This is a genomic window from Bacillus sp. E214 (assembly GCF_008087365.1).
Lineage (GTDB): Bacteria > Bacillota > Bacilli > Bacillales > Pradoshiaceae > Pradoshia.
In genome coordinates, this window is record NZ_VENN01000001.1 from 1,847,475 (window position 1) to 1,860,908 (window position 13,434).

The 13,434-nt window shown below is 38.4% G+C and carries 14 protein-coding genes; 1 reads left to right on the forward strand and 13 read right to left on the reverse strand.

From position 1 onward, the window contains the following. Positions 1-154: 154 nt before the first annotated feature. From era to yqfC, 7 genes are all read right to left on the reverse strand, one after another. Complete coding sequence (gene era, locus FHY47_RS08640) at positions 155-1,072, reverse strand: GTPase Era (protein ID WP_066105222.1); 918 nt, start codon at positions 1,070-1,072, stop codon at positions 155-157. A gap of 353 nt (positions 1,073-1,425) precedes the next feature. Continuing rightward, a complete protein-coding gene (locus tag FHY47_RS08645) occupies positions 1,426-1,809 on the reverse strand; it encodes a diacylglycerol kinase family protein (protein ID WP_148630176.1) in 384 nt (127 codons plus the stop codon). Continuing rightward, the gene (gene ybeY / locus FHY47_RS08650) at positions 1,793-2,263 is read right to left on the reverse strand and encodes an rRNA maturation RNase YbeY (protein ID WP_066105227.1); all 471 of its coding nucleotides are present in this window, start codon (positions 2,261-2,263) and stop codon (positions 1,793-1,795) included. Before ybeY ends, FHY47_RS08645 begins: the two co-directional genes overlap by 17 nt. Before the next feature lie 14 nt (positions 2,264-2,277). Further along, a complete protein-coding gene (locus FHY47_RS08655; protein ID WP_066105230.1) occupies positions 2,278-4,422 on the reverse strand; it encodes an HD family phosphohydrolase in 2,145 nt (714 codons plus the stop codon). Positions 4,423-4,585: 163 nt separating this feature from the next. Next, positions 4,586-5,557, reverse strand: a complete 972-nt coding sequence (locus FHY47_RS08660) for a PhoH family protein (protein WP_066105233.1) — start codon at positions 5,555-5,557, stop codon at positions 4,586-4,588. A gap of 3 nt (positions 5,558-5,560) precedes the next feature. Beyond that, on the reverse strand, positions 5,561-6,748 hold the full coding sequence (gene yqfD, locus FHY47_RS08665) for a sporulation protein YqfD (RefSeq protein WP_148630178.1): 1,188 nt from the start codon (positions 6,746-6,748) through the stop codon (positions 5,561-5,563). Positions 6,749-6,765: 17 nt separating this feature from the next. Then, positions 6,766-7,050, reverse strand: a complete 285-nt coding sequence (yqfC, locus tag FHY47_RS08670) for a sporulation protein YqfC (protein WP_066105239.1) — start codon at positions 7,048-7,050, stop codon at positions 6,766-6,768. 405 nt (positions 7,051-7,455) lie between these two features. Between yqfC and FHY47_RS08675 the strand changes: the two genes are divergently transcribed. After that, positions 7,456-7,962 carry a DUF1648 domain-containing protein gene (locus FHY47_RS08675; protein WP_066105242.1) on the forward strand — a complete coding sequence of 169 codons (507 nt, stop codon included), beginning with the start codon at positions 7,456-7,458 and terminating at the stop codon, positions 7,960-7,962. 147 nt (positions 7,963-8,109) lie between these two features. Here the strand turns inward: FHY47_RS08675 and FHY47_RS08680 are convergent, their stop codons facing one another. The 6 genes from FHY47_RS08680 to mtaB all read right to left on the reverse strand — a co-directional run bounded on the left by FHY47_RS08680 (position 8,110) and on the right by mtaB (position 13,430). Further along, positions 8,110-8,661 (reverse strand): hypothetical protein, encoded by a 552-nt coding sequence (locus FHY47_RS08680; RefSeq protein WP_066105245.1) that lies wholly within the window; start codon positions 8,659-8,661, stop codon positions 8,110-8,112. 37 nt (positions 8,662-8,698) lie between these two features. After that, positions 8,699-9,697 carry a flotillin-like protein FloA gene (gene floA / locus FHY47_RS08685; protein ID WP_066105247.1) on the reverse strand — a complete coding sequence of 333 codons (999 nt, stop codon included), beginning with the start codon at positions 9,695-9,697 and terminating at the stop codon, positions 8,699-8,701. Positions 9,698-9,728: 31 nt separating this feature from the next. After that, entirely contained in the window at positions 9,729-11,045 is a 1,317-nt protein-coding gene (locus tag FHY47_RS08690) for an NfeD family protein (RefSeq protein ID WP_148630180.1), read from the reverse strand. Between the two features lie 153 nt (positions 11,046-11,198). Then, positions 11,199-11,648, reverse strand: coding sequence for a GatB/YqeY domain-containing protein (locus FHY47_RS08695; protein ID WP_066105252.1), 450 nt, complete (start codon positions 11,646-11,648; stop codon positions 11,199-11,201). 15 nt (positions 11,649-11,663) lie between these two features. After that, positions 11,664-11,837: a 30S ribosomal protein S21 gene (gene rpsU, locus FHY47_RS08700; protein ID WP_066105253.1), complete on the reverse strand. Its 174-nt coding sequence runs from the start codon at positions 11,835-11,837 to the stop codon at positions 11,664-11,666. A gap of 240 nt (positions 11,838-12,077) precedes the next feature. Beyond that, positions 12,078-13,430, reverse strand: a complete 1,353-nt coding sequence (mtaB, locus tag FHY47_RS08705; protein ID WP_148630182.1) for a tRNA (N(6)-L-threonylcarbamoyladenosine(37)-C(2))-methylthiotransferase MtaB — start codon at positions 13,428-13,430, stop codon at positions 12,078-12,080. Positions 13,431-13,434 lie beyond the last annotated feature (4 nt).

Consider the following 13,434-nt stretch of genomic DNA (forward strand, 5'->3'; position numbering starts at 1 on the left):
CTTCGTTCCTTAATTGAGCCCTTCAGCATCTTGGTTAAAATCGAGCTTCGACGGCTAGGAGCTCAGGACATAAGCATAGCCACTGTGGGGGAGAACCTTCCCCTTCGTGCCTCTGTCTTATGCTCCTCGCTCCTGACCAAGCCGTCTCAGCATCTTAATAATCATCTTCCCTAAATCCAATGTCCCTTAGGTGGGAGGCTTTGTTTCTCCAGTCTTTTTGGACTTTTACCCATAGTTCTAGGAATACTTTGGAGCCTAGTAGGTTTTCGATGTCTGTGCGGGCGCGCTGTCCTATTTCTTTTAGCATCGCGCCTTTTTTTCCAATAATGATTCCTTTTTGGGAATCACGTTCTACAATCACCGTTGCCATAATGTGGACGGTCTCTGATTTTTCTTTTCGCTCAATTTTATCAATCACTACTGCAAGGGAATGTGGGACTTCTTCTCTTGTTAAATGCAGCGCTTTTTCACGAATCATCTCTGAAATAATAAAACGTTCTGGGTGATCTGTTATTTGATCAGCTGGATAATATTGCGGCCCCTCTGGCAAATAAGCATTAATTTGCTTTAATAAAGTTTCTATGTTATTTCCTTCAAGAGCAGAAATAGGAACAATTTCAGCAAAATCGTATTTCTCTTTATACGTATCTATGATGCTGAATAATTCATCGGGATGAATCTGGTCAATTTTATTAATGACAAGGAAAACAGGTGTCTTACATGTTTTTAACTTTTCAACAATAAATTCCTCACCGCGCCCAAAGCCCTCCTCGGCGTTTACCATAAAGAGAATAGCATCAACTTCCTGCAACGCAGTTGAAGCCACTTTCATCATAAAATCACCAAGCTTGTGCTTTGGTTTATGAATTCCCGGTGTATCAATAAAAATGATTTGACTTTCATTTGTTGTTAATACGCCTTGAACTTTATTACGTGTGGTTTGCGGTTTATCGCTCATAATGGCAATTTTTTGCCCAATAACTCGGTTGATAAAAGTCGATTTACCCACATTTGGTCTTCCAATAATAGATACAAATCCTGATTTAAATGGTTTATTAGTTTGATTAGTCATGCATTTCCTCCGGTGTAAGGCTCCGGATAACAGCTCCTGATCTTTCGAATCCTCTTTTGTCACACCTTGTATTAGCTTAAAATTACCTACCGGCAGCTCCACAAGAAGTAACAGGATGATCAGTATCAGCTGCTATCGCCAATTTTTTTATATTTGGTTAATCCATGAGAAAAAGACTGAAAAAATGCTTCTTGCACAGCCATACATAGAATAAGCTGCACTTTTATGTAACAGCAATGAATCAGTCACCTTTTCCGGCATCTGCTTCCAATAGGGTTAGTGCATATATCTTACCGCGCTTTTTACTCAATAATTAAACCTTGATTATCCATATCTTACTTTCTCTTCTTCAATTAAACAAGCATGCTCCAGATCTTAGGCAGAAAAATTATAAAACCGATAATAACCGAAAGAATAGCATACACCAATACTGCTCCGGCAGCTAAATCTTTTGCTGCCTTTGCTAGCGGATGATATTCTCCTGTTACTAGATCCACCACTTTTTCTATCGCTGAATTAATAAGCTCTAACGTCAGCATACCGCCAATCGCAATAAGGACAAATAACCATTCTATTTTTGTAATAGAGAAGTAAGAAGCCGCTATACAAACAACTATAGCGGCAGTCAAATGGAACTTGAAATTTGCTTCTTTTTTTGCTCCATAGAGGATTCCCTGCCAAGCATAATAAAATCCTTTAAAAAAACGGTACAATGGTTTCTTATCTTGTGAGTCCATACTGTTCCAACAATTCTCTTTGTCGTGAAAACATTACTTTTTCGTCCTCTTCATTCATATGGTCATAGCCCAGCAAGTGAAGGAATCCGTGGATTGCTAAAAAACCAAGTTCACGTTCATAAGAATGGCCATATTCTTCAGCCTGTTCCTTCGTACGGTCAATAGAAATAATAATATCCCCTAAGACTGCCGGAACGTCCTCTCCGATAATTTCAATTTCTCCCTCTCCCATTTCTTCCATAGCAAATGAGATAACATCGGTTGGCGCATCTTTTTGACGGTACTCTTTATTAATTTCATGAATACGTTCGTTATTTACAAAAGTTAGAGAAACTTCGCTGCCTTCTGTCACCTTTTCCTGAATAGCTGCAAATTCAAGCAATTTTGTGACGAGCTCCTGTTGTTCTGGAGTTACTTGCTCCGTTTCATCTAAGATATCAATGGTTAAACTCATTTCTTTCACCTACTCTATTCTTTTTCTAATTCTGGATATTCAATGCGATTATGAAATATACCAGCTAACGTTTCACACAAAGACTGACTTACTTTATTCAATTCCTTAAACGTTAAATCGCACTCATTCAACTGTCCATCATTTAGTCTATCAGCAATTATGGACTTTACAAGCTTTTCGATTGTAGCCTGCGTAGGAGACTTTAAGGATCGCACAGCTGCTTCTACACTATCCGCTATCCCAATAATTGCTGCTTCCTTCGTTTGTGCTTTCGGCCCTGGATATCGGAAGTTTTCTTCCTTAACCTCGCCCCCTGCTTCACATGCTTTGTGGTAAAAGAACTTTAGCAGGGTTGTCCCGTGATGCTGCTCAACAATATCGACAATCTCTTTCGGCATTTTATATTTTTTCACCAACTCAGCACCATCAGTCACATGGGAAACAATAATTTTTGTACTTTTCTCCGGTGATAGATGATCATGCGGATTTTCAATATTGACCTGATTCTCGATAAAATAATACGGTCTCTTCGTTTTCCCTATATCATGATAGTAACATCCAACCCTCGCAAGCAATCCATTGGCTCCAATCGCTTCACAAGCTGCTTCAGCAAGATTAGCAACCATCACACTATGATGATAGGTACCGGGAGCCTCCGTTAATATTTTTCGCAAAAGCGGATGATTCGGATTTGATAATTCAATCATCCTCATAGAAGAGAAAATACCAAACCCTGTTTCAATAAAAGGAAGAATTCCAATCGTAAAGACAGCAGAGATGACCCCTGAGGCAATCGCCGCGACAAGAATCATAATGTGATTAATACCGTTTCCGCCGATCCAGATCAGGCCTAATACCACTATCAAATTAATAATTGCATTAATCATACCTGCTCTTAATATGCTAGTACGCGCTATCCCTTGTTTTAATAGAAGGATTCCCGAGATGCCGCTTACAAGAATATAAATCCCCATCGTCACATGTACAGTTCCCGCTAATTCCTCTTTAAACATTATACTGCCGATAACGGAAAGGACAATAGTTATTCCCACAGCATAGCGCTCTCTCATGAGGATTGTTACAAGCATTGCCGCCATCGCTGCGGGAAAGAAATAAGCGATTGATTCCTGGCTTAACCCAACAAATATATGAATTATCTTCATAAGTAGTAATGCCAGCAGATAAACAATACTGAAGATGAATAGATTATCCCGATAGTCTTCATGTTCTTCGTTTCTGATTGTATTACCAAACATTACATAGACACCAGCAAAAACTAACACAATGACTGCAGCCAATCCAACATACGGAAGAAGGGAATCCTCACTATTCAGAAGACCAACCAGCTTTAATTGGCGATAAACATCTGCGTCAATTAAATATCCTTCCTCGGCAATGATCTGTCCCTGAAGAATCCTGACAGGTTCAACGGATTCACTTGCATTTTCCCTTGCTCTCTCTGTTGACTCAGGATCAAAAAACACGTTTTGAATGATTGCATACCTTCCTAAATCAATCGAAGCAGATTTTAATCGAACAGGGAGACTTGAGTATTTTATCCCCTCTTCGACCTTCATCTTGGCATTTTCCACCTCATTTGCCCTTATGCCATCCTTCATGGTTTCATTAATGCTGGTCATCGTAATATCCTTAGCTATCGATAAGTCAGATAAGGATGATCCCAGTAGATTAATCAATGTTTCATCAGTTAGATCTTTATTAACATTATCAGATAATTTCCCTCTTAAATCAGATACATAATCTGATGGCTTCAAGAGTGTTTGTGCCGTATTTTTCTCATCTTTCTCCACCTCTTGATTTTTCAAACCGGCACTAACCACACTCTCTGCCGATGTATAGATTTCATTTATTAAATTAACTCTCTTTTTCACATATTCTTTATTAACTGTATAAACATCCTCAACACTATTAACTGCTTTTTGCTGCTTTTCTTTTGTTTCGACTGGATCTTCTATTGTCTTCGGAGACCGAATTGTCGTTTCAGCAACATTGTAAAGTTCAACATTAAGTTTTTCCGGTTTAACACTGTCAAACAAAAAAATAAAGGAAATGAACGCCATTAATAAAAGAACACCTATCTGCGAAACTGGTTTGGATACCCAATTTTTAAAAGAGCTGCCTATGGTTTTGAATTTCATACGTTTCCCTTTCCGGCGGAGGATTTTATTTATATATAATTTTCTAACACTTTCTGTAATAATAACAGGTTTTATTGTTCCTTTCACTTACAATTGTAAGAATAACAAATTTATAATAAAAAAAGCCACAGTTGATTCTGTGGCATGTTTCTTAACTTTATTATCACTGTTGAGTTGGTCCAAAATTTTCATATGCCTGAATGATTTTTGCAACAAGCGGATGCCTGACCACATCAGTTTGATCTAGGTGGATAAACTTAATGCCTGAAACATCTTTTAATATTCGTTCAGCTGCCCTTAACCCTGATTGGACACCACGTGGCAGATCTATTTGTGAAGTATCACCCGTAACAACTATTTTAGAGCCAAATCCCAGTCGAGTTAAAAACATTTTCATTTGGGCCTGTGTTGTATTTTGAGCTTCGTCCAGGATTACAAATGCATCATCAAGCGTTCTTCCCCGCATATAGGCTAAGGGAGCTATTTCGATTGTGCCACGCTCAATCAGCCTGGTTGTTTGTTCTAATCCTAAGATGTCATGAAGAGCATCATAAAGAGGTCGTAAATATGGATCCACTTTTTCTTTTAGATCTCCCGGTAAAAAGCCCAAGCTTTCACCTGCTTCGACAGCTGGCCTTGTTAAAATAATTCGTTTAACATGTCCATTTTTCAACGCAGTCACAGCCATAACAACAGCTAAATACGTTTTTCCTGTTCCGGCAGGTCCAATTCCAAATACTAGATCTTTTGCTCTAATAGCAGAGATGTATTCTTTCTGGCCCAATGTTTTTACACGAATTGATTTACCTTTAGCGCTTCTGGCAATTTCCTCATCATATAAATCAGAAAAATACTCCAATGTACCGCTATTGGATAAATTTATGGCATAAACAACCTCACGAGGTCCGATTTTAATTCCTTTTCGTATAATGACTAAAAGCGTTTGCAGAATCTCATCCGCTTTTTCTAAGTTCTCAGGATTACCGGACACACTTATTGTTTCGCCCCTGGAAACAATACTGACTCCAAGCTCGCTTTCCAATATCTTCAGATTACTATCATGTACACCAAATAGTTCAACTGCCTCATTTGGTGATTCCAATTGTAAATTAATCAATTTAGACTTCTCTGACATTCCTTAGTCTCCTTGAATCATCGGTTGTCCGATTGCAATATTTTCTAAAACTTTATAATGTATAGTCATTTTAACTTTACCATTGTCAAGCTGGTTTTTCAAAATTTTTTCATTCAAAATAGTTGCATCATCAGGGGCATTCTTTAGAACATCCTTTTTCCCCATATTCATCGCCTGCTTCTCCGCCTCGATTTTTGTATAGATCCGTGTCACCTTTTCTTTACTGCGATAGATCTTTTTATGAAAGGCAATAGGAACATCCCACTTCAAAAATTTAAATGTTTTTTCATCCTCTTCCACTTCATATTCTTTGAAGTTATGTTCACCAAATCCCCATATCGGCACATGGGCATTTCCAAAACTTAGACTGTATTTATTTTTAGCATCACCATTAAACACATATAAATTCGTTTCGAGCGGAACCTCCACGCTTGTTTTATACCAGGCTTCACCCATGACCTTTCCTTTAGCTCCTACAAATTTTTGATTATCCTCTTTACCAATAAAACCGCTAACCAGGATTTGCCCCTTGCTGACAACCTGATGCTTTTCTACTAAGCCTTGTCCTCTTTCAACCATCGTTTGGACAATGGTCGCTTTTTTTGCGGAAATGAGATTCACATATAAATCAGCAGAATTCTTTTTAGGCTGCTTTTTTTCAACAACCTGAAAATGAAAGGTCGTCCCTTCCAGCTGTACGCCAATCCAGGTAATGGACGGTACCCGTTCACTGAGCTCCTTTTGTATATCTTCCATATCCCCAACAGCAAACTGGAGCTTCCCAACTTTTATATTCATATCATCCAATTCTTTACTGATTTGATGTTCAATTGCCGGACTGGCTCCTTCTATTTTTATCCCCCAAATCATATTGGATAGAATAAAAATGATCATAAAAAACATCATCACACCGACCACGAGACCACTGTACCTTTTCAGCTTTAAGGCAAAAAAAGGCCCTCCTCTTCTTTCTAAAAAAGAGACCTTACAGCCGCTGTTTCTTACTGCCTTCCTCAATTGAGGAACGTCAGATAGCTTCATATAAAAAACAACTGTTTCTGTGCCCATATTTTTCGCATCCCAAACTTGAATACCCTCTTTAAGCATTCTGTTTATAAATCGTTCTGTACCTTGTCCCTTTATTTTCACTTTAATATAGCCAGTAATAGTATTCGTCCATTGGTTTTTCATAAGAACCTCCTATTAGGTTATTCTTCGAGGAATATAACTTGATCAATTTTCCCTTCAAGTAAGATTTCTTCCGGAAGAATAGTTTTTAATACAAAAGCCTGACCTTTGACAAGGAGTTGTCCGTTCTTAAGCAGCAATCTTAATTCCTGGTCTGAAAATGTAAGTAAGCCTTTATGATTCTCTATGTAAATATGAATTTGACCCACCATCGTAATCCTTGGCAAATCCATCATGATATCCTGGGGCAGGTCCATTGCGGCCGTGACCCACCTCTTCAAACGATACCCCCATGCACGAGCCATAAGGAAACCTCCCTTTCCGCCGGTTAATATCTTCGTAATCGTTACAGGCTGTTCTGTAAAATCACCTCATAATCATACTTATTCGTTAAGAGGTCATTAAATGCTTAATTAAAACGTTCCGTTATCAATAATCTGACGGAGAGAAGACGTTGTTATCATTTATAATCCGATGTACATTCTAACGTTTACTTGATTAGCAAATAGTGTTGTAGAGTTTGATTGGTCAGATTTCATCTGTTTAAATCAATCAAGTAAAAGCTATGACCAATTACCATAGAAAGAATTGGGATTAAATGTTAAAATATTTTGTAAAAGTTAATTCAGACTATTCAATTAAATAACCTAAATCATGTAAAAGTGGACTTTCAACTATATAATTGAGGGTAAATAAAGGAGCTGACCGGAATGCCAAAATCTAATGCAAGACCTAAAATACACATACCGAAAACAAAAAGTGAGAGGATATGGGATACTATTGGTTATTCATGTTATATTGGATCTTTACTTTTTTTAATCTATATTTGGGGTGAACTTCCAGATAAAGTACCAGCTCATTTTAATGCTAAGGGCGAAGTTGATCGTTGGGGTTCAAAACTAGAACTTCTTATTTTGCCTATTATAGGTGCATTTCTTGCTGTATCAATGCATTTTGTCGAGAAATTTCCAGAATCACATAATTATCCTCAACGATTAAACAAAGAGAACGCTAAAGAATTTTATTTAAATAGCAGAAAAATAACAAATCAATTAAAAGCTATTTGTCTCATTATTTTTACATTAATTATTATTGAATCCGTTTCAATCGCGTTAGAATGGGGCGACGGACTTGGAGCATGGTTCTTACCAGTATTAATAGTGGGTGTTTCTATCCCCATCATATTAGGCATAATTAAACAAAGTAAGATTAGATAGCCAAATTCTCGATTTCCCTTATTCTTGATAGACGCCAAACTCTCTGCGTTGATCTATGTAATTCTGGAAAAATTTCATTTTTAACAATAAAAAAACTGCAGACGAAAACTTCAAAAAGTTTCTGTCTGCAGGCACTATAAGTAACTTTTATCTAATCTGTTTCCTTTTTGAACGGGGAGGACCCAATATTTCTGACATAACAAACGCTTCCTGCAGGTTGATATTCCGTACATCAAATCCCTGTTTAGAAGGCTTGACATGTCTTTCTGTTGCTTGTTTTACTGCTTTTTGAACTATTGGCTTGAATTCCCTCGGGACAATTACATCAACCGGGGTTTCCTTTATAACAACCGGCTTCTCAGCTTGCTGTACTTTCTTCTTCTGAGCTTCGTACTGCTCCTTTATTGTTTGAGCAAGAGAGGTTGCTTCTCTTTGCAAATCAGGATGCCCGCTTAATTTCTTTTTAATTTCTCTTTCGCGTTCCTGGATTTTTTTCCGGATATCATCATCCTGTTTCCCCCCAATAGGTTGTGATTGTCCCTTAACAGGTTCACTTTTGTTTTTTGGAGGAGATGTATATTTTCTATTTTGCGTTTCATCAGGCTTCTCTGTACCTTTATCCCTTTGAAAGAACCAGCTTATTAAAGTTATAATCAAAAACAGGATAATGGGATTATCCCATATAGCTCCCATACTCATGGGCAGGACCTCCTTTCCCAGCAATCAGATAGGGAAATTATTCATCATCTGTATTTCGATCATCCTTGTTGGCTTTGCTTATGGATTCTCTCATATGTGTATCAGATGCAAGGTTTTGATAGTTCATATAATCCATAACGCCCATATTCCCCGCTTTGAAAGCTTGAGCCATTGCAAGCGGTACTTCGGCTTCAGACTCAACAACTTTTGCACGCATTTCTTCTACTCTTGCTTTCATCTCTTGTTCTTGTGCAATCGCCATAGCACGGCGCTCTTCAGCTTTTGCTTGCGCAATTTTTTTATCTGCTTCTGCTTGTTCTGTTTGCAGCTCTGCACCAATATTTTTGCCGATATCCACATCAGCTATATCAATAGATAAAATCTCAAATGCTGTTCCGGCATCCAGACCTTTACTTAAGACAGTTTGAGAGATACGTTCCGGATTTTCCAACACAGTTGTATGACTTTCACTGGAACCAATGGTGGAGATTACACCCTCACCAACCCTCGCGATAACAGTCTCTTCACCTGCACCCCCAACCAAACGCTCAATATTGGCACGTACAGTGATTCTAGCCTTTGCTTTAACCTCAATCCCATTAATAGCAACACCCGCAATAAACGGCGTTTCTATGACTTTAGGGTTAACACTCATTTGTACAGCTTCCAGCACATCACGTCCTGCAAGGTCAATAGCTGCACAACGTTCAAATGTCAAATCAATATTGGCACGATGAGCCGCAATTAGCGCATTAACAACCCGATCTACATTACCACCGGCTAGATAATGACTTTCCAGTTGATTCGTTGTTACATTTAGACCTGCTTTTGACGCTTTAATTAAAGGATTGATAACACGGCTTGGAGATACTCGACGCAATCTCATCCCAATCAATGTAAAGATGCTTACTCTCACTCCTGAAGCGATCGCTGAAATCCAAAGCATAACTGGTACAAAAGTGAATAGTACTGCCAATAAAATGATAACTAAAGCAATGCCCACAAGAGCAAAAATAGATGCTGATGTTAATACCATTTGTTTATAACTCCCTTCATACTTCTAATTATTATGAATCTAATGGTCGTACTACTATACGGGAACCTTCTGTTTTAATTACTTTGACATGCGTTCCCTTCGTTACAAAACTACCTTCACTTACCACGTCAATTCTTTCCCCTTCAAGCGAGAGTGTTCCAGAAGGACGCAGGTCAGTGACAAGAACACCTACTTTTCCAACTAAATCATGACGATTAATATTGGAAACATATCCGCTCTCCGTATTCGTAGAATCTGTGAGTATAATCCTATTAAAGGCTGTCATTTTCTTTCCAAATACTTTAATTAATATCACACTTGCTATAAATCCTGCAATCAATGCAATTAATATTGCGATTGCCATATGCTCCACATCCCCCGCAGCAAGAAAGAAGCTTGCTATAATTGCCATAAAACCAATAATTCCTACAATACCGCCAGGAAGGAATAATTCCAGTAATAGGAATGCTATTCCAACTATAAATAAGATTAACGGTTCATATCCGGCCAGACCTGATACCATATGTCCATAAAAAAACAATAACAGAGACGTAATACCGGCAAAACCAGGTAAGCCAAAACCAGGTGAATAAAGCTCAACGACAAGACCTATTGTGCCAATCGACAATAAAATAGGAATCACAATAGGATTCGTAAGGAAACGGGCTACTTTATCAGCAAAGCTTTCACCAAATTGAATTAATTCAGCTTTTTCATATCCCAGCGTTTTTAATAATTCCTTTTGATTTTCAACTGTACCTTCACTATAACCAACCTTTACAGCCTGGTTTGCTGTCAGCGTAAGCAGCTCTCCTTTTTCCGCTCCATACTCTGGCAAATCAATATCCTCATCAGCCATTGCTTTAGCATATAACGGATCTCTTCCACTTGATTCAGCAGCCTTTTGCATATTTGCAAGCCAATAGGATTGCGCTTTTTTATCAGCTGCATTACCATCAGATGTTATGATAGCAGCTGCACCCATTGTTGCACCGGGTACCATATAGATCTCATCAGCATTTAAAGAAATAAATGCACCGGCAGATAGGGCTCGGTTATTAACAAAGGCTATTGTTTTTAATTTAGTATTTGCAAATGTTTCACCGATCTCATCTGCTGCATCTACCGCCCCGCCAGGTGTATTAATATCGAATATAATCGCTTCTGCCCCATCTTTCTCAGCGGTTGCTATTGCTCTTTTCAGGAAGTTAGATAGACCTTTTTCCACCTCATTTTGCAGAGGGACTATGTATACTTTATCAGTATTCGCATTTCCTGACGGCGGACCTGCAATTCCAATTAAAAAAAATGCAAAGATGATCATAATTGACCACCATCTTTTCCTCATACCTGTTCACCCCTCCTTTCTTCTCCATTTTTGACGTCTTAATTCATTATACGTTATTTACATGCATAAGTTTCACAATACTTTGATATTCATCATATAATTAATTTACGGGATATAAAAAACCCGCAATTAAAATTGCGGGTTTTAAACGTCTTATTTTGTAAGATTTTGCAGTACAAGTTTATTGACTAAAGATCCATCAGCTTTACCCTTCACTTTTGGCATGACTGCGGACATTACTTTGCCCATGTCAGCCTTGGAAGTGGCATTCGTCTCGGCAATCGCTTGAGTAACAATCGCATTTAACTCATCCTCGGATAATTGCTGTGGCAAATATGCCTCGACAATCTCGATTTCTGATTGAAGCTTTTCGACCAAATCTTGGCGTCCTGCTTTATCAAATTCCTGGAGGGAGTCTTTGCGTTGCTTTAATTCGCGAGAAAGTACGGTTAACTCTTCATCTTCGGATAATTCTTGTTTACCAAGCTTTATTCCTTCATTTTGAAGAGAAGCCTTCACCATTCGGATGACGGAGAGCTTGTCTTTTTCTCTGTTCTTCATAGCTTGTTTCATATCGCTGTTTAAACGCTCAACAAGACTCATTTAAGGGCACCTCTTTTAGAACTTGCGTTTTCTCGCAGCTTCAGACTTTTTCTTACGTTTTACACTAGGTTTTTCATAGAATTCGCGCTTTCTTACTTCCTGCATAGTACCTTGCTTGGAAACTGTGCGTTTGAAGCGTCGAAGAGCATCTTCAAGCGATTCGTTTTTCTTAACGACTGTTTTAGACATCTCTTTCCCTCCCTCCGAGCACAACAACTCTAATTTCCTACACATAGAAGGAAACCATGTACCTTCAAATTATAATATATGTGTCGTTCAAGGTCAACTGTTATTCCTATAATCGTGTAGGTTAATTGAATGATATTTATAATTGAGATTTAAACTCTCCAATCTTCCTATCTATATATACCTCATTTTAAAAAAATAAAAACGGGCTGACGCAATCTGCACCAGCCCCACTGCCTAATATTATGAATTAACTACAGCTTGTTCGACCATATCATCCATCACACGGACAAATTGTCCTTCATTGTATGGATATCCGGCTTTTGTAATTTTTACTTTCACAATCTTTCCAACCATATCTTCCGTTGCAGGGAACACGACTTTCAAATAGTTATCTGAATATCCTTGATAGAGTCCTTTTGTCTTTCCATCTTCATATAGTTCCTCTGGAATCACTTCTAGAACTTCATTTTCATAGCTGGAAGCATATTCTTTCGCAATTTGCTCAGATAGTGAAATCAAGCGATGCACTCGATCGTTTTTAACATCCTCATCCACTTGATCTTCCATGCGGGCAGCTGGTGTACCAGTACGTTTGGAATAAGGGAATACATGCAGTTCAGAGAAACGATGATCTTTAATGAAATTATATGTTTCCATAAACTCTTCCTCTGTTTCACCAGGGAACCCAACAATCACATCTGATGTAACCGCTAAGTCAGGAAGTACTTCACGCAATCTTTCCAGTCTTTCTGCAAAGAATTCAGTAGAATACTTACGACGCATACGTTTAAGGACCGTATTAGAAGCTGATTGTATCGGAATATGCAAGTGAGGCACTACTTTATCAGACTCACGCAATACTTCAATCACTTCATCTGTTATTTGAGAGGCTTCAATGGATGAAATACGAATTCGTTTCAAACCTGCTACTTTTTGATCGAGTTCTCTCAATAGCATAGCGAGATTATAATCCTTCAAGTCTTCACCATAACCACCTGTATGAATACCTGTCAGGACAATTTCTTTATAGCCCGCTGCGACAAGCTGCTGAGCTTGACGAATAACTTCCTGCGGATCACGGGAGCGCAGCAATCCGCGCGCCCAAGGAATAATACAGAATGTACAGAAGTTATTACATCCTTCCTGAATTTTCAGGGAAGCACGCGTACGATCTGTAAAAGCAGGTACATCCATTTCTTCATAAACTCTCGTTTTCATGATATTTCTTACGCCATTAATAGGCTGTCTTTCAGTTAAATACGTATCGATATAACCTATTAATTTATCACGGTCCTGCGTTCCAACAACTATGTCCACTCCTGGAATTGCCATGATTTCTGCCGGTGAGGTTTGTGCATAACAACCCGTTACACAAATAACAGCATCAGGATTCTTACGCACTGCCCTGCGAATAATCTGCCGGCTTTTTTTATCTCCTGTATTCGTAACAGTACATGTATTAATAACATAAACATCCGAGCGTTGTTCAAAATCGACTCTTTCATATCCTGAAGCTTGAAACAGCTGCCATATCGCTTCTGTCTCATAATGATTCACTTTACATCCTAATGTATGGAACGCTACAGTTGCCATTCCC